Below are 17,676 nucleotides of genomic sequence, written 5' to 3'. Positions count from 1 at the left end.
TCATCCTCCTGCAAGCTGGGCGAGCAACAGGCCCGCGCTGTTCGATCTGGGTTTCCACATGCCGCGCTCCAGCGCTTCGGCCATGCGCGCCGCAGTTTCGCGCAGCGCGGCCGGATTGGCCTCCGCCAGGAAGGCACGCACGGCTTCATCCTCGATGAAGGCGGCATGGACTGCGTCGAAATGATGATCGCGCACGGCATGGGTCGTGGCGGCGAAGGCGAACAGATAATCGACCGACGCGGCGATCTCGAACGCGCCCTTGTACCCGTGGCGCATCACGCCCGCGATCCATTTGGGATTGGTGACGCGGGCGCGGACCACCCGGCCGATCTCGTCCTCCAGCGTGCGAACGACAGGGCGTTCGGGGCGGCTATGGTCGTTATGATAAGCGCGCGGCCGCTTGCCCGACAGATGCTCGACGGCGGACGCGACGCCGCCCTCGAACTGGTAATAATCGTCGCTGTCGAGCAGGTCATGCTCGCGATTGTCCTGGTTCTGAACGACGGCGTCGGCTTGCGCCAGGCGCGTGGCGAACAGGTCGCGCGCGGCGTCGCCCTCCACCCCTGCCCCATAGGCATAGCCGCCCCAGTCGAGATAGACGTTGGCGAGATCGGCGCGGTCGTGACAGATTTTCTCGTCGATCATCGCCTGAAGGCCCGCGCCATAGGCACCCGGCTTCGATCCGAACACGCGAAAGCCCGCGCGCAGGGCAGCCGCCTTCGCGTCATGGCCGGCGTCGATCAGTTGCGCCGTCTCACGGCGGTGGCGGGCGGCGGCGGGATTGTCCTCGTCCGGCTCGTCCAGCGCCATCACGGCGCGCGCTGCGGAATCGAGCAGATCGATCTGTTCGGGGAAAGCATCGCGGAAGAAGCCGGAGACGCGGAAGGTGACATCGACGCGTGGCCGGTTGAGTTCGGCGATCTTCATCACCTCAAAACCGATCACGCGGCCCGACGTCCAGTCCCAGCGCGGTCGCACGCCCATCAGCGCCAACGCCTGGGCGATGTCGTCCCCGCCAGTGCGCATATTGGCCGTACCCCACGCGGACAATGCCATGGCCCTTGGATATTCGCCCTCGCGCTGGAGATAATCGTCCACCATTAGTTGAGCGGAGCGGCGGCCAAGCTCCCATGCCGTCGCGGTCGGCACGGACCGGGTGTCGACCGAATAGAAGTTGCGGCCGGTCGGCAGCACGTCGGGGCGCCCGCGCGTGGGCGCGCCGGAGGGACCGGGCAACAGGAAACGCCCGTCCAGGCCAGCCAGCAGCGCAGCCTTTTCGGCGGGGCCGCAACGGTCCACGCGGCCGGCGAGATCGCCCAGCAGCGAACGCATAACGGTCTGCGACGCCGGGCCGGGCGCTGTCGCACCCTCGACCAGCGCGACGGCCAGCAGTTCGAGCCGTTCGATCGTGTCGCCATGGCTGCGCCAGGGCGCATCGCTCACCGCTGCCAGCACGGCCGGTCGGGGGCCGGTCCAGCCGTCGCCCATCCGGCAATCGAGCGGATCGAAGCCAAGGTCCAAATCGTCGGCCATAGCGCGGAGCAAGGATGCCTGGCCCGCGTCGTCATAGCCGCGCGGGGTGCGCGACAGAGCGATGAGCAGGTCGGTGCGCAATCGGCCAGTCGGCGACCGGGTGAAGATGTGCAGCCCATCGCGTATCTGCATCTCCTTCAATTCGCACAAATAATTGTCGAGAGCCGCGAGCGCGTCGTCGCCATCCCCGACGGCCCCGGCATCAGCGTCCAGTCCTTGCGACCGGGCGAGATCGAGAATTTCGGCTTTCAGATGCTGGATGCGGCGCGGGTCCATGCCGGCTGCGAGATAATATTCATCGACCAGCGCTTCGAGCGCCTTCAACGGGCCATAGCTTTCCGCGCGCGTCAGCGGCGGGGTGAGATGATCGATGATCGCCGCGCCGATGCGCCGCTTCGCCTGCGTCCCCTCGCCCGGATCGTTGACGATGAAAGGATAGAGTTGCGGCACCGGCCCCGCGCAGATTTCCGGGAAACAGCTGTCGGACAGGGCCAGCGCCTTGCCCGGCAGCCATTCCAGATTGCCATGCTTGCCGACATGGATGACCGCCTGCGCGCCGAAATCATGGTTCAGCCAGAAGTGGAAGGCCAGATAGGCGTGGGGCGGGACCAAAGCCGGGTCGTGATAGCTGGTCTTGGGATCGATATTGTAACCGCGCGCCGGCTGGACCGCGACGACGATATGGCCGAAGCGATGGGCGGGCAGATGAAAGGCGCCGTCACGCACGAAAGGATCGTCCACAGGGACGCCCCATCGCGCCATCACCGCCTCGCGCACCGCTGCTGGCAGCGCGTCGAACCGCAGGCGGTAATCGCCGATCGGCAGGCGGATTTCCGGCAGGCGATCCAGCGACGCACGGGCGTTGGTGACGCCGCCCAGCAGGATCGCCATCAGTCCCGCGCCGTCAACAGGAGCATCGCCGACATGATAGCCCGCTTCACCCAGGGTAGAGAGAATAGCGGCCGCGCTGGCGGGCGTGTCGAGGCCGACGCCATTGCCTAGCCGACCGTCGCGATTGGGATAGTTGGCGAGAATGAGCGCAACGCGCCGATCCGAGGCGGGCGTTCGCCGCAATGCCGCCCAATTGGCGGCAAGATCGGCGACGAAGGCAACGCGATCGGGCGAGACGCGCGGCGCCACAATGCCGCATTGGGTCCGGGCATCGAAACGCTCGGCCGCCTTGAAGGCGACGGCGCGGGTGAACAGGCGCCCGTCTATTTCCGGCAGAGCGACGTTCATCGCCAGGTCGCGAGGACCAAGGCCGCGCGGACTGTCGGCCCAGTTGGCCTGCTCGACGCCCGCGAACACGGTCTGCAGGATCGGACAATCCGCTGCTTCGAGGACGGCCGGCGTTCGCCTGTCGCCGGGCGAGGAGGCGGCGAAGGACGTGGCGTTCAGGATGATATCGGGCCGGATCGCGCCGATCAGCCCGTGCAGCCAGTCGATCGCGAAGGGTTCGCGCAGCGCCCGCACATGGACGGCGACGACGTTCAGCCCGCGTCCCTTCAGCGCGGCGACCAGCGCTTCGACGGCATCGAGCGTACCGGCGATCATCAGCGCGCGATAGAAGCAGAGGAGCGCGACGGGCTGTCCGGCGCGCCATCCTGTCCGCACATCATCCAACGTCGGCCGCTTCATGCCGGCCAGATAGAGGCCGGCGTCCGCGATCGGCACGGGATCGTCCGGCACGCCTACATCCGCACCGATCAACCGCGCGGCATGGCGCAGAAAACTGACCGCATTGGCGACGCCGCCCTGCCGCAGATAGTCACGGAGCCGCTCGCTGATCGCCTTCGGCAGCGTCGCGGCGGCGTCCAACGACGGGTCGGGTTCCCGGCCATCGGCGATCGCTGCAAAGGCGATGCCCTTTTCCCGCGCAACCCGCGCGATTTCATCGACGCCATAGGGCCAATAGCTCTTGCCCCCCAGCAGTACGACGCACACGAAACGCGCATGGGCGATCACCTTTTCGACGTAGAGATCGACCGAATAGGGATGTTTGAGCTGGAGCAGGTTGACCAGCCGGATCGACGGCGCATCCTCACCCAGCAGGGCCGCCGCCTGGGCGAAACAGGCCAGCTCGCTGTCCGCCACGGTCAGGAACACAATCTCGCCCGGCGATTGATCGAGGTCGATCGCCTCCTCGCCATTGGAGACGGTTCCCGGCGTAGCGGCCAGCAAATGCATCAGGCGAAGGCCGCGCGAAGGGCGCTGTCGATGGCGGCCTGATCCAGCCCCTTCTGCCCGATCACCACCAGTTGTGACAGGCGCGACTCCTCCGCTTTCCAGGCGCGGTCGAAATAATGCTGGATGCGGGGACCGACCGCCTGGACCACCAGGCGCGCCGGGCGACCGGCGATGGCGACCATGCCCTTGATGCGCAGGACATCATGCGCCTCGATCAACGGGGCCATGGCCTGCACCAGCGCATCCACGCCCGTAATCTCGCCGCCGGTGACGACGAAGCTGTCGAAATCGTCATGGTCATGATCGGGGTCGCCGTCATGGTGCGAGGGTCGCGCATCGATATCCTCTTCGGCTTTGGCGAACAGGCCGAGCACGACGCCGGCATCGATCGCGCCATGATCGGTCCGCACGATCTTCACCCCACTACGGATATCCTTGCCTATGTCGCCCTCGATCCGGGTCAGCGCATCAGCATCGACCATGTCGGCCTTGTTGAGGATGACGAGGTCCGCGCAGGCGAGCTGGTCTTCGTATAGTTCCTCCAGCGGACTGTCATGGTCGAGCGAGGGGTCGGCCGCCCGCGCCAGCGCCAGCGCGGCTTCGTCGGTGGCAAAGCGCCCGGCGGCGACCGCATCCGCATCGATCAGCGCCACGACGCCATCCACGGTCGCGCGGGTGCGGATGTCGGGCCACTGGAACGCCTTCACCAGCGGCTTGGGCAGCGCCAGACCGGACGTTTCGATGATGATATGGTCTGGCGGATTGGCGCGGTCGAGCAGCTTGAGCATGGTCGGCAGGAAATCGTCGGCCACGGTGCAGCAGATGCAGCCATTGGCCAGTTCGACGATATCGTCTTCCGGGCAGGCGTCGTCATTGCATCCGCGCAGCAGCGCGCCGTCGACGCCGACATCGCCGAACTCGTTGACGATCAGCGCCAGCCTGCGACCCTTGGCATTGTGCAGCAAATGCCGGATCAACGTCGTCTTGCCCGCCCCCAGAAAGCCTGTGATGACGGTGGTCGGGATCTTGCTCACGCTTCTTCTCCTTCAAGCGCCATGGGATTCATGCGCGAAGGGGCGATCGGCATCGCCGAGCCTGATGATGGCCATGTCTACCCCCGCTGCACCTGAGCGATATCTCGGCGGGGGCGTGCCGGACGCGAACGAACGGTCGATGCGCGGCGACGAGCAGGCGCATGGAGCCCGTCAGCGCGCACCGATGCGGCCCCAGCCACATGGGTTCGTCGCTCAGACGGCGTTCACCGTGCCCCGGCCATCCCCTGGACCAAAGCAAGAGCGACCAGACGCCGGCAGGTCTCCTGGCTCGCGGGTCATCGCTTGATGCACGCCTTCCCAGGCCTCGCAGGATTTAGCGTCCGGCCCAGTGGCTGCTCCCCTGGAAAGGGAGCGATGTGCATCGCGCTCGCCGCTTACAGTTGCAGGGACAGCTGCGGATTTGGATGAGCGCCCTTGTCGAGGGACTGCCACCCGCACCGCCTTCCCATTTTAATCCCCTTGCGGGGAACCGGCGCGATCAGTCATCGAAGGGGGCTTGCGGCTCCCCGGATGCGGTCGGCGATACCGGCTGCCGGGGCCGTCCGCAAGCCCTGAGTGCGGTGCGATCGCCTGAAGCCGCCAGATGCGGTTGAAGGACAGGCGAACGGCGGATAGCGGCGCAATGTCGATGGCAGGCGTCGTCACGAGCGGAAAGCCGAGCGCGTGCGCCAGCGCGGCGCGGATCGTCATGGGATGGCTGATGGCGCAGACGCATCCGGGCGACTGCGCGATTCCGTCCAGCCAGCCGCCTACCCGCTGTCGCACCGCTTCCATGGTCTCACCATCCGCGGTGCCCTGCGTCGGATCGGCGATCCAGTCGGACAGGGCGGCCGGTTCGGCGGCGAAAAGGTCGGCAAACGACCGGCCCGACCAGCGCCCGGCATCCATGTCCACCAGCGCGACCTCGACCGAGGCGTCCAGCCCCATCGCCTGGGCAGTCTGCGCGGCGGCGCGGGACGGGCTGCAAAGGACATGGTTGTCGAAACCCGGCGGCAGGCGGCAGGCGGCGGCATCATGCGCGCCGCGTGCGTCCAGGCCCTCGTCCAGCGCCGGGAAGCCGCCGACCCGGCTGGACGGCGTGGACGCCGCGCATAGGAGAAGGAGGGATGTGGACAGCGGAACCTCCAAGACATGTTGACGTCGCGCCATCGCGCACCCTAAACAGCGCGGGCATCAGGAAGAAGAAGCCGGTGAGATTCCGGCGCGGTCGCGCCACTGTTATCGACGTACAAGGTCGAGAGCCAGACCTTCTTCCTGAACGAACAATCTCTCGCGGGACGCGCAATCCCTTATAGGAGTCTGGGTTATGTCAACGACTGCCGCACTGTTCGACGACCATTTCATTCCCGTCCAGGGCGGTTCCGCCATCCCGATCGAGGACATCGCACCATGGGCCGTGTTCGGCACACTGATTGCGCTTATTTTCCTTTATTTCGTCAGCACCGAACAGGGCGCCATCGCCTTGTTCGACGGCATGTATGTGCATGAATATGTGCATGACGGCCGCCATCTTCTCGGCTTCCCCTGCCACTGATCGCCGGCGATGACCAAAAGTCTTTTGTGGCGCGGAATGCTGGCCGGCATTCTGGCGGCCCTCGTCGCGACGATGTTCGCACGCGCGATCGCGGAGCCGCAGATCGATCTCGCCATTGACTATGAGAGCGCACATGTAGTGCATCATATGGACATGCCTTCGGATGGGGAGCAAGCGGAACTGGTAAGCCGGGCGACGCAGAAGGGCGCGGGTCTGCTGACCGCGCTGGCGCTCTACGGCGCGGCGGTCGGCGGGATTTTCGCGCTCATATTCGCCTATGGTTATGGACGCTTTGGCCGCTTCGGTCCACGCAGCTTCGCTCTGTTGCTCAGCGGAATCGCCATCTTCCTGGTGGTCATCGTGCCGGGAATCAAATATCCGCAGACGCCGCCGGCCGTGGGCAAGCATGAAACGGTGGGTCTTCGCACCGCCGCCTATTTCGCAATGATCGCCTTGTCGGTGGGCGGGGCGGTGATCGCTGCCAAGATCAGAAGCGTGCTGGCCCTATCCCGTCCGGGCATCGATGCGACGTTGATTGCGGTGGGAGCCTATGGCGCGATGGTCGTGCTGGGCCAGTATCTGCTGCCCAGCGTCGATGAAGTGCCGGCTGATTTCCCGGCGACCCTGCTGTGGAACTTCCGTTTGGCCTCGATCGCGACCCAATTGCTGTTGTGGGCGACAATCGGAATCGTCTTTGGCCTGGCGGCGGAACGGGTGATGGCGCGCCCATAGCTCTGGGAATATCTATGTCGCCAGCATCTGCACGATCATGCTGTCGCAATGGCGGTCGATCGTGCCGATCGGGCAGGATGCGCTGCTGTCGCGCGCCGACAGCGAAAGGTTGCTGACGGCGCGGCGCATGATCGAGGATCGCTGGCGGAGACGCTGACGCTGGACGGCATCGCGCATCGAAGCGCGAAAATCTGGTCGCGCAGGCCCAAATTGGGCGGGGCGCCGGGGACGCCTTTGCGTTGTGGAAAATTATGCGCGTAAGCTGCTAATGCGATTGACTTGCATGATGCGCGTCGGATAATCCGGTCATCGTTTTGACGAGGAGTGTTCCGATGGCCCCGCCCATCCATTATCGGGCGAGCCGCTGGCGATACCGCGCCAATGTCGCTTTGCGCACCATCGCCGGGACGGTCGGCGCCTATGGCGTGGCGGCCTTGGGCGCCGCAGCGCTGGCGCGCACCCTGCCGATGGCGCGGGTGGAGGCGGTGACCTTTGCCACCATGATCGCCTATCTGATCGCGCCTGGCGTCTCCATCTGGGCCTTTCTGGCGCGGGGGCCGTGGCGCGCGGTCGCGGGCGTGGTGCTGGCGGCGTTGGCGCTGGGCGGCGTGGCCTGGATCGCAGGGCAACCGGCATGAGCGGGACGAGCGCCATGGTGCGCGACGGGGCGCGGCAGGCCATGGCCTGGCTGCATGGCTGGACCGGGCTGCTACTTGGCCACATCCTCTTCATCATCTGCCTGGCCGGGACGCTGGCCGTGTTCAAGCCAGAGATCAGCCGCTGGATGCGCCCGGAAATCAACGGACAGGCCGATCCGGTCCGCGCGATCACGGCCGCGACCGAGTGGCTGTCGACCAATACGATCGGATCGGCAGGCTGGTATCTGTCCGCACCCGACGGCCGGTCGAACGTGGTCAATGCCAATTATGACAGCGGCGGCGCCTATATGAGCCGGGCGCTCGATCCGGTGAGCGGTGCGCCGGTGGCGCGCGACACGCTGGGCGGGGAATTTTTCTACCGCCTGCATTTCGAGCTGGAACTGCCCTATCCCTGGGGACGGTGGCTGGCGTCGCTGGCGGCGATGCTGATGCTGGTGGCGATCATCACGGGCATCATCGCGCATAAGCGCTTTTTCAAGGACATCTTCACTTTCCGCCCCGGCAAGGGACAAAGATCGTGGTTGGACGGGCATAATGCGCTGGGCGTGCTCTCCCTGCCCTTTCATATCATGATCACCTTCACCGGACTGCTGACGCTGGCGTCGCTCAACATGCCTTGGGCGATCGCGGCCGGCTATGGCGCGGATGTGGCGACGCTTTACAGTGACCTGACCCCCGGCACGGTCAGCCGGGAAGCGAGCGGGACCAAGGCGCCGCTGGCCCCGGTCGGGCCGATGCTGGCGCAGGCGCAGCGCTATTTTGGCGGTGCGCCGGTGGGTCGGGTCTATATCTTCAACCCCGGCGATGCCGCCGCGGTGGTGACCATCTATCCGGTCGAGGTGGGCGCGATCGGCACTCTGCCCGCAGAGATCAGCTTCGACGGCGCGACCGGCAAGGTGCTGAAAGCCTGGACGGAAAAGCGGGCGGGCGTGCGCGCCTATCAGACCATCTACGGCCTGCACATGGCCCATTTTGTCCCGCTGCTAACGCGCTGGCTCTATTTTCTGGGCGGCGCCATGCTGACCTTGGCGATCGCGAGCGGCATGGTCTTGTGGATCGTCAAGAGGCGGGAACGCGCGCCCTTGTCGATCGGCAACCGGCTGCTGGAGCGGTTGAACGTCGGTGGCCTTGTGGGCGTGCCGATCGGCATGGCGGCCTTCCTGATCGCCAATCGGCTGTTGCCGCTGGGCCTGGCGGAACGCGCGCAGCAGGAGGTTGCGGTCGCCCTGTGGAGCGCGGGCGCGGCGCTGCTGCTGGGGCTGGTCCTGCCACCTGCGCTGGGCTGGCCGCTACTGCTGGGACTGCTGGCGCTGCTATGCGCGCTTGCCGCTGCGCTGGGACCGATCTGGGCGGGGGATGTGATGATCCTGTCGGGCAATATGCTGCTGACCGCGACTGCGGTCGCGCTGGGCCTGCTGGTCTGGAAGCAATTGCGCCGCCGCAGCGCGCCGACCCCGGTTCGCCGCCGGATGGCGCCGGCATGACGGTCACCATCGGTCTGCTTTACCTTGCTTTGTTCGCGCTGGCGGGGCGGATGCAGCGACATCGGCCGGTTCTGCTCACTACATGGCAGCGGCGTCCCTTTGTCGGTCATCTGGAATTGGCCGGGTGGACGCTGCTGGGCCTGTCGCTGCTCAGCCTGATGTTGTGGGCCGATGTTGGCATGGCGCTGATCGCCTGGATCGGGCTGTTGCCGCTGCTGGGCGGCGTGGTGGTGCTGGGCATGACCTACCGTCCGGCGGTGGCGCGGGCGGGCGTGCCGGTTGCGGCCGTCATGTTGGTTGCCGGATTGCTGGTTTAGGCCTTCATGTCGATGGTGGCGATCAGGCCGCCGTCATCGGCATTGCGCAGGCGCACCGACGCCTCGAAACTCATCGCCAGCGAGCGGCAGATGGTCAGGCCGATGCCGGTGCCGTGTCGCCCGCCGGGCTGGCTGCTGACGCCGCGAGTGAAGGGTTCGAACATCTGGTCGAGCTGATCGACGGGGATGCCGGGGCCATGATCGCGCACATGGATCATCAGCCTGCCGCCCGATCGCGCGCAGCTTATTTCTGCGCTGCCGCCATAGCGCACGGCATTGTCGACCAGATTGGCGATACAGCGGGTCAGCGCATTCGGCTTGACCCGCACCGTGCCGCCGCACCCGCTGAGGAAACGGACAGGCGCGCCCAGTTCCTCGGCATCCTCCGCCATGCTGGTCAGCAGCGAATCGATGTCGAGCGCCGACCATTCCTCGCGCGCCTCGATACTGCTGGCGAGGTCCAGCCCTTCGCGCACCAGCGTCTGCATCGCCTGATGATCCTGCAACAGGCGTGCGCGCAATTCCTCATTCTCGACCAGTTCCAGGCGTAGCCGCAGGCGGGTCAAGGGCGTCTGGAGATCATGGCTGATCGCGGCGAGCAATTGCGTCCGTTCGGCAAAGCCCGCCCGCGCGCGGCGCTGCATCAGGTTGAAGGTGGACAGGGCGGCGCGCACCTCCTCCGGCCCGCGTTCGGGAATTTCCTCCGGGTCGAGCGACACGGAAAAGGCCTCTGCCGCCTGTTCCAGCCGCCGCAGCGGCGTAGCCACGATGCGGGCGACAAGGATGCCCAGACCCGCCGAGGCCGCGACGATAACGATCAGGTAAAGCGGATTGAAGATGGTGCTGGGCGGTTTGGCGATGCGCGGGAAGCTGAGCGCGATCGCCCGGCGCTGGCCGGTTCCATCGGTATAGCGCACCACCCAACAGTCCGGGCGTGGCGCGTCGATCAGCCCGGCGACCAGTTCTTTCGACCTGTAGCGGTCGGGGAAGCAAAGGCCGACCGGCACCTGTCCCGCTTCGGGCTGCGATTGCGGACCAAGGCGCGCGCGCAGAAGCGATTGGAGATCGCCGTCCGGCTCGTTCAGACTGATGCCTTCGGGCGCAGGCGCCGCGCCGATGATGCTGTGCGTCGCCATCATCTTTTCGATGCGCCGGGGGTCGCGGCGGAAACGATCGGCGACGTCGATGGCGCTGGCAAGAACGCGCTGGCGGCGCACCCGTTCGAAATCGTGGCGGCGCGTCTGTTCCGCCACCAGCAGCGCGACAATCGCGGCAACCGACATGCCGAGCGTCAGGATCAGGAAAATCTGCCCCGCCATCGACCGGAAGAAGGCACGGGCGCGGCCGGCGATCCCGCGGATCATGAATGATCGACCGAACAGGCCAGGACATAGCCTTCGCCACGTACCGTCAGGATCAGATCCTCGCCGCCCGGCAGGCTCGACAGCTTGTGCCGCAGACGACTGATCTGAAGGTCGATCGAGCGATCGAAGGCGGCGGTGGCGCGGCGTTCGGGCAGCAATGTCTCCCGGTCCAGCACGACATTGGGTTCGTCAATGAAACGGCTGAGCAGTCGAAATTCGGCCGACGACAGCATCACCAGCCGATCGTCGGGCGCGACCAGACGGCGTTGCACCAGATCGACGCGCCAGGGACCGATATGCGCGTAGCGCATCGCACCGGTGCGCGCGGCCGGCCCGTTGCGCGCGCGGCGCAGCAAGTTGCGGATGCGCACCAGCAGTTCGCGCGGCTCGAACGGTTTGGTCAGATAATCGTCCGCGCCCAGTTCCAGCCCCAGCACCCGGTCGATCGCGCTACCGCGCGCCGTCACCATGATGATCTGCACGTCCGATCCCTCCGCCCGCAATTCACGGCACAGCGACAGTCCGTCGCCATCGGGCAGGTTGAGGTCGAGCACGATCAGATCGACCGCCTCGTCCCGCAATGTCTGACGCAGGTCGGCCAGATTGGCGGCGGCCAGCAGGCGGTAATTTTCCTGCCGCAACTGGCCGACGATCAGGTCGCGGATATCCGCGTCGTCATCGGCCACCAGCACTGTGGCGGAAGGGAAGGATGCAGCATCGGCCATGGCCCGTCCTAGCGCGCGGCGCATTAAAAGTCTGCGCTTCTTGCTGGCCGATACAGGCCGATACAAAGCGATACGAACATGCGCGGTCATGCAACGCATCGCCGCATTTCGAAAAACAGTCACTCTACCATGAGACGGGCAAAGCCGCGAAGAGGGCCAGGTCGGCTCCCCTGCCGACGCCAACGGAGTCCTTGCGATGCCTATACCCGCCATCCTGGCTGGAAACCCGGTGCACGGCCCGAATCGGTCGCGCACGCCCCTCCCCCCTCCCCCTCGTGCGCCCGGTCCGGTCTTATTCGTGCATCGGCGGGCATCGCAGGGGCCTGTGCGGCACAGTTTCAAGGATAAGCGCCACACCATGCTCCTTTCCGCCACCTTGCGCAGCCTTCGGGTCGCGCCAATCGCTCTTGGCCTGTCGCTTGCGGCATGTGGACAGCAAAAGCCGCCGCAAAAGGGGCCGGTGGAAGTGGGCGTGGTCACGCTGAGCACGCAGGACGCCACGGTGTCCAGCGAACTGCCCGGCCGCACCGTATCGACCATGATGTCGGAAGTGCGGCCGCAAGTGGCGGGACTGATCCAGAAGCGGCTGTTCACCGAAGGATCGATGGTCAGCGCCGGCCAGCCGCTCTATCAGATCGACGCCCGCCTCTATCGCGCGTCGCGCGACGAGGCGCAGGCCAGTCTGGCCAGTGCGCAGGCGACCGCCGCAGCCGCGCAGGCCAAGGCGCAGCGCTATCGCAGCCTGGGCGATACCGAAGCGGTGAGCGCGCAGGACCGCGACGATGTGATCGCGACCGCGCGACAGGCGAGCGCCGCGGTGCAGCAGGCGCGCGCCAGCCTGCAGACCAGCAGCGTCAATCTGGACTTCACATTGGTCCGGGCGCCGATCAGCGGGCGAATCGGCCGTACCCTGTTCACGCCCGGCGCGCTGGTGACGACCAGCCAGACCGACCCGTTGACCACGATCCAGCAACTCGACCCCATCTATGTCGACGTCACCCAGTCCAGCTCGCAGATCCTGGCGTTGCGCCGGTCGCTGGCGGCGGGCAAGACGCTGGCGGCCAGCGCGACCATCCGGCTGAAACTGGAAGATGGCGCCGACTATCCCCAGGAAGGCCGGATCGAATTCGCCGAGCCGATCGTCGACGTCAACAGCGGCACGGTGACGTTGCGCGCGCGCTTTCCCAATCCTGACGGGCTGCTGATGCCCGGCATGTTCGTCCGCGTGATCGCGCCGCAATCGGTGGTGCCCGGCGCGATTCTGGCGCCGCAACAGGGCATCAACCGCGATCCCAAGGGCAACGCCACGGCGCTGGTCGTGAACAAGGCGAACAAGGTCGAACGCCGTATCGTCACCGCCGCTCAGGCGATCGGCGACAAATGGCTGATCACCGCGGGTCTCAAGGCCGGCGACCGCCTGATCGTCGAGGGCACCGACAAGGTGAAGGCCGACGACGTCGTCAAGCCTGTCGCCATCAAGACAGCGCAATAGGAGCCGGCCCTTGCTCAGCCGCTATTTCATCGAACGGCCGATTTTCGCCTGGGTCATCGCCATCGGCATCATGCTGGCGGGCCTGGGCGCGATGCTGTCGCTCCCCATCGCCCAATATCCCGACATCGCCCCGCCTGGCGTCGGCATCAGCGCCACCTATCCCGGCGCATCGGCCGAAACCGTGGAAACCAGCGTCACGCAGGTGCTGGAACAGCAGCTCACCGGCATCGATGGCCTGATGTATTTTTCCTCTTCCTCGACCGCTACGGGGCAGGCGCGGATCACCGTCACCTTCCAGAAGGGGACCGATCCCGACACTGCGCAGGTGCAGGTGCAGAATCGGGTGCAGCAGGCGCTCAGTCGTCTGCCCAATGCGGTGCAACAGCAGGGCCTTTCCGTCACCAAGCAGCAGACCGACTTCCTGATGCTGGTCGGCCTCTACGACGAGACGGACATAGCGACGCAGGCGGATATCGCCGATTATCTGGTCAATAATTTCCAGGACCCGATCGCGCGTATCGATGGTATCGGCGCCACCCAGGTCTTCGGGTCGCAATATGCGATGCGGGTGTGGCTGGACCCCTACAAGCTTGCCGCGGTAAAGCTGATGCCGTCCGACGTACAGAGCGCGATTGCGGCGCAGAATGTCGAAGTGTCGGCGGGCCAGATCGGCGCCGACCCGGCGCCCGCCGGGCAGCAGATCAACGCCACCGTGACGGCGCGCGCGCGGTTGCAGACGCCCGAACAATTCCGCAACATCATCGTCAAGACCCAGACCGACGGATCGATCGTCCATCTGTCCGACGTGGCGCGAGTCGAACTGGGTAATGAAAGCTATACCACGGCCGCGCGGCTCAACGGCCATCCCGCGTCCGGCGTTGCGCTGCAACTGGCGCCGGGCGCCGACGCGCTCAAGACCGCCGAACTGGTCAAGGCGAAGGTCGCCGAACTGTCGAGCAGCCTGCCGCATGGATATAAAGTCGTATTTCCGCGCGACACCACGCCCTTTATCCAGCTGTCGGTCGAAGAAGTCATCAAGACGTTGCTTGAAGCGGTCGCGCTGGTCGTGGTGGTGATGTTCGTCTTCCTGCAAAGCTGGCGCGCGACGCTGATCCCCGCCGTCGCGGTGCCAGTGGTGCTGCTCGGCACCTTCGGCATTCTCGCCTTGTTCGGCTATTCCATCAACACGCTGACCCTCTTCGGTATGGTGTTGTCCATCGGCCTGCTGGTCGACGACGCGATCGTCGTGGTCGAAAATGTCGAGCGCATCATGGAGGAGGAAGGGCTTTCCCCGCGCGAGGCGACGATCAAGTCGATGGAGGAGATCGGCAGCGCGCTGGTCGGCATCGCTTTGGTGCTGTCGGCAGTGTTGCTGCCCATGGCCTTTTTCGGCGGATCGACCGGCGTCATCTACCGCCAGTTTTCCATAACCATCGTGTCATCGATGCTACTGTCGGTGGTGGTCGCGCTGATTCTGTCGCCGGCGCTGTGCGCGACCCTCCTCAAGTCCGCGAGCGAGGACCATCGCAACGAAGGTTGGGCCGGCAAGTTCAACCGCTGGTTTGAGAGGCTGACCGGCGGCTATGTCCGCCGCACGCAGCAGATGTTGAATCGGCGCAAGCTGTTCTGGGGCCTGTATGTCGTGGTGCTGGCGCTGCTGGTTCTCATCTTCGTGCGGCTGCCGTCCAGCTTCCTGCCGGTCGAGGATCAAGGGCAGGTGATGGTGCAGGTCACGCTGCCCGCCGGCGCCAAATCGAGCCGGACCAATGCGGTGATCGACCAGGTGCAGAATTATTTCCTGAACGACGAGAAGGACAATGTCGCCTTCGCCTTCATCATGACTGGATTCAGCTTCCAGGGCCAGGGTGAGAATGTCGGCCAGGGCTTCATCAACCTGGCGCCATGGAACGAGCGTAAGGGTATCGCAAACACGGCGGGGACTATTGCCGGACGCGCGACCAAGCAACTCGCGGCGATCCGCGACGCCAAGATACTGGGCATGACGCCGCCCTCTATCCGGGGCCTCGGCCAATCGAACGGCTTCACCTTCGAACTGCTGAACAATGGCGGCCTCAGCCGCGCGCGCTTTCTGGAACTGCGCAACCAGTTGATCGACGCAGCGTCCAAAGATCCGGTGCTGGCCGGCGTGCGCGCCGCATCGCTGGAGGATACGCCCCAGCTCAAAGTCGATATCGACAATGAGAAGCTGGCGGTGCTGGGCCTGACGCAGAGCGATGTCGACGATGTCCTCAGTTCCGCCTGGGGCAGCACCTATATCAACGATTTCGTCGATCGCGGCCGAGTGAAGCGCGTCTATATGCAGGCTGATGCGGCCTATCGCGCGTTGCCGACCGATATCGACAATTGGATGGTACGGTCGAGCAGCACCGGCGAAATGGTGCCCTTCTCCGCCTTTGCGACCACGCATTGGACGATGGGGCCTAGCACGATGGCGCGTTTCAACGGTCTGTCCTCTTTCGAAATCCAGGGCCAGGCCGGCGCGGGCGCCAGTTCGGGCGAAGCGATGGACCGGATAGTCGAATTGCAGAAGCAACTGCCGACCGGCACCAGCTACGCATGGAGCGGCCTGTCCTATCAGGAGCAACTGTCCGGCGGTCAGGCGCCGTTGCTCTACGGCCTGTCGGTGCTGGTCGTGTTCCTGTGCCTTGCCGCTCTCTATGAAAGCTGGTCGATCCCGCTGGCGGTGCTGCTGGTGATCCCGCTCGGCCTGGTCGGCGCGGTGATCGCGGTGTGGGCGCGCGGGCTGGAGAATAATATCTTCTTCCAGGTTGGTTTGCTCACCACGATGGGTCTGGCCGCGAAGAATGCGATCCTGATCGTCGAGTTCGCCGAACTGGCGCACAAACAGGGCAAGGACGCGCTGTCCGCCGCGCTGGAAGCGGCGCGGCTGCGCTTCCGCCCGATCCTGATGACCAGCCTTGCCTTCATCGCCGGCGTCATCCCGTTGGCGATCGCAACGGGCGCAGGCGCACAGAGCCGTGTTGCGATCGGTACGGCGGTCGTTGGCGGCATGACGACGGCGACGGCGCTGGCCATCTTCTACGTGCCGCTGTTCTTCGTCACGATTGCGGGCCTTTTCAGCGGTAAAAAGAACGCCGCGCCGCCAGCCCCGGCGCCAGACGCAGGAGTTCCGGCATGATCCGCCTTTCACTGTCGGCGGTATCGCTGCTGACGCTGGCCGGATGCAACATGGCGCCGACCTATGTGCGACCGACAGCGCCAGTGCCCGCCACCTTGCCCAACGGGGAAGCCTATGCGCCTGGGCAGGCCGGACAAAAGGTTGGCCTAGCCTGGACCGAACTGGTCGGCGACACGAAGCTGCGTAGCGTGATCGCGCGAGCGCTGGCCAATAATCGCGACCTGCGCGCCGCGATCGCCAACATCCAGTCGGCGCGCGCGCAATATAGGGTGCAACGCGCCGCCCAATTGCCCACCATCACCGCCGACGCCGGCGCCAGCTTCGTCCGCCAGAATGACAATCGGCAGAATAGTTACAGCGCCGACATCGGCTTCAGCGCGTTCGAGATCGACCTGTTCGGCCGCGTCCGCAACCTGACCCAGTCTGCGCTCGAAACCTATCTGGCGACGGAGGAAGGCGCGCGGGCGACCCGGATCACCTTGATCGCTGAGACCGCGACCGCCTATGCGACGTTGGCCGCTGACCAGGAACTGCTGGCGGTTTCGCGCCAGACCCAGGCGAGCGCCCAGCGTACGCTGGACATCACCCGCCAGCTCAATGGCGCCGGCCTGACCGGCAAGCTCGATGTCCATCAAGCCGAAACCACGGTCGAGCAGGCGGCGTCGGACGTCGCCGCCAACGTCACCCAAGTCGCGCAGGATCGCAACGCGCTCGACCTGCTGGTGGGGACGCCGGTGGAGGAGGCCTTGCTACCCGCCTCGCTCGACAGCCTGATCGCGGGCGTGGCGAAGGCGCCGGCGGGCCTGTCGTCGGACGTGCTGCTCCAGCGGCCCGACGTGCTGCAGGCGGAACATCAGCTCAAGGCCGCCAATGCCGATATCGGTGCGGCGCGCGCGGCCATGTTCCCGACGATCAGCCTGACGTCGGCGATCGGCGTGGCCAGTTCGGCCCTGTCCTCGCTCTTCACCGGCAACGGCTTCGCCTGGTCGGTCAGCCCATCCGCCAGCCTGCCGATCTTCGGCGGTGCGAACCGCGGGAACCTGGACTATAGCAAAGCGCAACGCGACCTTTATGTCGCACAATATGAAAAGGCGGTGCAGACCGCCTTCCGCGAAGTCGCAGACGCACTCGCACGCGAGGGGACGATCGATGCGCAGCAGGCGGCGCAGCGGCGATTGGTGGCGGCCAGCCAACGCGCCTATGATCTGGCGGACCAGCGTTATCGGTCGGGTATCGACACGTTCCTGACCGCGCTGACCAGCCAGCGCGCGCTCTATAGCGCGCGGCAATCGGCTATCGTCACGAACCTTGCGCTAGTGAGCAACAGAGTGCTGCTCTACCGCGCAATTGGCGCTGATCAGTAAGCAACCATATTATCGCTCCCCCTCTTCTCCCATGGCGCGAATCTGCTATGATGCGCGGATAATAAGGGAG

General features: G+C 65.7%; 14 protein-coding genes and 2 riboswitches. Of the genes, 8 read left to right on the top strand and 6 right to left on the bottom strand.

Going from position 1 to position 17,676, the window contains the following annotated elements:
- The 3 genes from cobN to EWH12_RS04115 form a co-directional block, all read right to left on the bottom strand.
- Positions 1 to 3,720, bottom strand: coding sequence for a cobaltochelatase subunit CobN (cobN, locus tag EWH12_RS04125; RefSeq protein ID WP_129925808.1), 3,720 nt, complete (start codon positions 3,718 to 3,720; stop codon positions 1 to 3).
- On the bottom strand, positions 3,720 to 4,754 hold the full coding sequence (cobW, locus tag EWH12_RS04120) for a cobalamin biosynthesis protein CobW (protein WP_129925807.1): 1,035 nt from the start codon (positions 4,752 to 4,754) through the stop codon (positions 3,720 to 3,722). Before cobW ends, cobN begins: the two co-directional genes overlap by 1 nt.
- Before the next feature lie 257 nt (positions 4,755 to 5,011).
- Positions 5,012 to 5,264: riboswitch (cobalamin riboswitch) on the bottom strand.
- Complete coding sequence (locus EWH12_RS04115; RefSeq protein ID WP_165363567.1) at positions 5,226 to 5,924, bottom strand: histidine phosphatase family protein; 699 nt, start codon at positions 5,922 to 5,924, stop codon at positions 5,226 to 5,228. (Overlaps the previous riboswitch by 39 nt.)
- Before the next feature lie 24 nt (positions 5,925 to 5,948).
- Positions 5,949 to 6,033, top strand: a riboswitch (adenosylcobalamin (AdoCbl) riboswitch).
- A 48-nt stretch (positions 6,034 to 6,081) separates the two neighbouring features.
- On the opposite strand from EWH12_RS04115, the gene EWH12_RS04110 reads away from it, so the two are divergent.
- Together EWH12_RS04110 and EWH12_RS04105 are read left to right on the top strand one after the other, a co-directional pair.
- The gene (locus EWH12_RS04110; protein WP_129925806.1) at positions 6,082 to 6,309 is read left to right on the top strand and encodes a CbtB domain-containing protein; all 228 of its coding nucleotides are present in this window, start codon (positions 6,082 to 6,084) and stop codon (positions 6,307 to 6,309) included.
- Between the two features lie 9 nt (positions 6,310 to 6,318).
- Positions 6,319 to 7,041 (top strand): CbtA family protein, encoded by a 723-nt coding sequence (locus EWH12_RS04105; protein ID WP_066608168.1) that lies wholly within the window; start codon positions 6,319 to 6,321, stop codon positions 7,039 to 7,041.
- Between the two features lie 12 nt (positions 7,042 to 7,053).
- On the opposite strand, the gene EWH12_RS22150 is transcribed toward EWH12_RS04105, so the two are convergent.
- The gene (locus tag EWH12_RS22150; protein ID WP_165363566.1) at positions 7,054 to 7,218 is read right to left on the bottom strand and encodes a hypothetical protein; all 165 of its coding nucleotides are present in this window, start codon (positions 7,216 to 7,218) and stop codon (positions 7,054 to 7,056) included.
- 155 nt (positions 7,219 to 7,373) lie between these two features.
- Here EWH12_RS22150 and EWH12_RS04100 point away from each other — a divergent pair, with 155 nt between their 5' ends.
- From EWH12_RS04100 to EWH12_RS04090, 3 genes are read left to right on the top strand one after another with little or no spacing between them, the layout of a single operon-like run.
- Complete coding sequence (locus EWH12_RS04100; protein ID WP_066608165.1) at positions 7,374 to 7,679, top strand: ketohydroxyglutarate aldolase; 306 nt, start codon at positions 7,374 to 7,376, stop codon at positions 7,677 to 7,679.
- On the top strand, positions 7,676 to 9,184 hold the full coding sequence (locus EWH12_RS04095) for a PepSY-associated TM helix domain-containing protein (RefSeq protein ID WP_129925805.1): 1,509 nt from the start codon (positions 7,676 to 7,678) through the stop codon (positions 9,182 to 9,184). Before EWH12_RS04100 ends, EWH12_RS04095 begins: the two co-directional genes overlap by 4 nt.
- Complete coding sequence (locus EWH12_RS04090) at positions 9,181 to 9,501, top strand: DUF3325 family protein (protein ID WP_129925804.1); 321 nt, start codon at positions 9,181 to 9,183, stop codon at positions 9,499 to 9,501. Before EWH12_RS04095 ends, EWH12_RS04090 begins: the two co-directional genes overlap by 4 nt.
- Here EWH12_RS04090 and EWH12_RS04085 read toward each other — a convergent pair.
- Both EWH12_RS04085 and EWH12_RS04080 read right to left on the bottom strand, forming a co-directional pair.
- Positions 9,498 to 10,865, bottom strand: coding sequence for an ATP-binding protein (locus EWH12_RS04085; RefSeq protein WP_129925803.1), 1,368 nt, complete (start codon positions 10,863 to 10,865; stop codon positions 9,498 to 9,500). The genes EWH12_RS04090 and EWH12_RS04085 overlap by 4 nt on opposite strands.
- Positions 10,862 to 11,590: a response regulator gene (locus tag EWH12_RS04080; RefSeq protein ID WP_129925802.1), complete on the bottom strand. Its 729-nt coding sequence runs from the start codon at positions 11,588 to 11,590 to the stop codon at positions 10,862 to 10,864. Before EWH12_RS04080 ends, EWH12_RS04085 begins: the two co-directional genes overlap by 4 nt.
- Before the next feature lie 358 nt (positions 11,591 to 11,948).
- Between EWH12_RS04080 and EWH12_RS04075 the strand changes: the two genes are divergently transcribed.
- The 3 genes from EWH12_RS04075 to EWH12_RS04065 are packed head-to-tail and all read left to right on the top strand — an operon-like array spanning position 11,949 to position 17,606.
- Entirely contained in the window at positions 11,949 to 13,082 is a 1,134-nt protein-coding gene (locus tag EWH12_RS04075) for an efflux RND transporter periplasmic adaptor subunit (protein ID WP_277986011.1), read from the top strand.
- A 10-nt stretch (positions 13,083 to 13,092) separates the two neighbouring features.
- Positions 13,093 to 16,242, top strand: a complete 3,150-nt coding sequence (locus EWH12_RS04070; RefSeq protein ID WP_066608151.1) for an efflux RND transporter permease subunit — start codon at positions 13,093 to 13,095, stop codon at positions 16,240 to 16,242.
- Positions 16,239 to 17,606 (top strand): efflux transporter outer membrane subunit, encoded by a 1,368-nt coding sequence (locus EWH12_RS04065; RefSeq protein ID WP_129925801.1) that lies wholly within the window; start codon positions 16,239 to 16,241, stop codon positions 17,604 to 17,606. Before EWH12_RS04070 ends, EWH12_RS04065 begins: the two co-directional genes overlap by 4 nt.
- Positions 17,607 to 17,676: the final 70 nt, after the last annotated feature.

This window comes from Sphingobium cupriresistens, assembly GCF_004152865.1.
Taxonomy (GTDB): Bacteria; Pseudomonadota; Alphaproteobacteria; order Sphingomonadales; family Sphingomonadaceae; genus Sphingobium; species Sphingobium cupriresistens.
This window is presented reverse-complemented; position numbering and strand designations above follow the sequence as displayed.

Bases quoted from the DNA above. Each gene is read 5' to 3' on its own strand.
- cobN (WP_129925808.1), bottom strand. From the start codon at position 3,720: ATGCATTTGCTGGCCGCTACGCCGGGAACCGTCTCCAATGGCGAGGAG.
- EWH12_RS04115 (WP_165363567.1), bottom strand. From the start codon at position 5,924: ATGGCGCGACGTCAACATGTCTTGGAGGTTCCGCTGTCCACATCCCTC.
- EWH12_RS04110 (WP_129925806.1), top strand. From the start codon at position 6,082: ATGTCAACGACTGCCGCACTGTTCGACGACCATTTCATTCCCGTCCAG.
- EWH12_RS04105 (WP_066608168.1), top strand. From the start codon at position 6,319: ATGACCAAAAGTCTTTTGTGGCGCGGAATGCTGGCCGGCATTCTGGCG.
- EWH12_RS22150 (WP_165363566.1), bottom strand. From the start codon at position 7,218: ATGCGCGATGCCGTCCAGCGTCAGCGTCTCCGCCAGCGATCCTCGATC.
- EWH12_RS04100 (WP_066608165.1), top strand. From the start codon at position 7,374: ATGGCCCCGCCCATCCATTATCGGGCGAGCCGCTGGCGATACCGCGCC.
- EWH12_RS04095 (WP_129925805.1), top strand. From the start codon at position 7,676: ATGAGCGGGACGAGCGCCATGGTGCGCGACGGGGCGCGGCAGGCCATG.
- EWH12_RS04090 (WP_129925804.1), top strand. From the start codon at position 9,181: ATGACGGTCACCATCGGTCTGCTTTACCTTGCTTTGTTCGCGCTGGCG.
- EWH12_RS04085 (WP_129925803.1), bottom strand. From the start codon at position 10,865: ATGATCCGCGGGATCGCCGGCCGCGCCCGTGCCTTCTTCCGGTCGATG.
- EWH12_RS04080 (WP_129925802.1), bottom strand. From the start codon at position 11,590: ATGGCCGATGCTGCATCCTTCCCTTCCGCCACAGTGCTGGTGGCCGAT.
- EWH12_RS04075 (WP_277986011.1), top strand. From the start codon at position 11,949: ATGCTCCTTTCCGCCACCTTGCGCAGCCTTCGGGTCGCGCCAATCGCT.
- EWH12_RS04065 (WP_129925801.1), top strand. From the start codon at position 16,239: ATGATCCGCCTTTCACTGTCGGCGGTATCGCTGCTGACGCTGGCCGGA.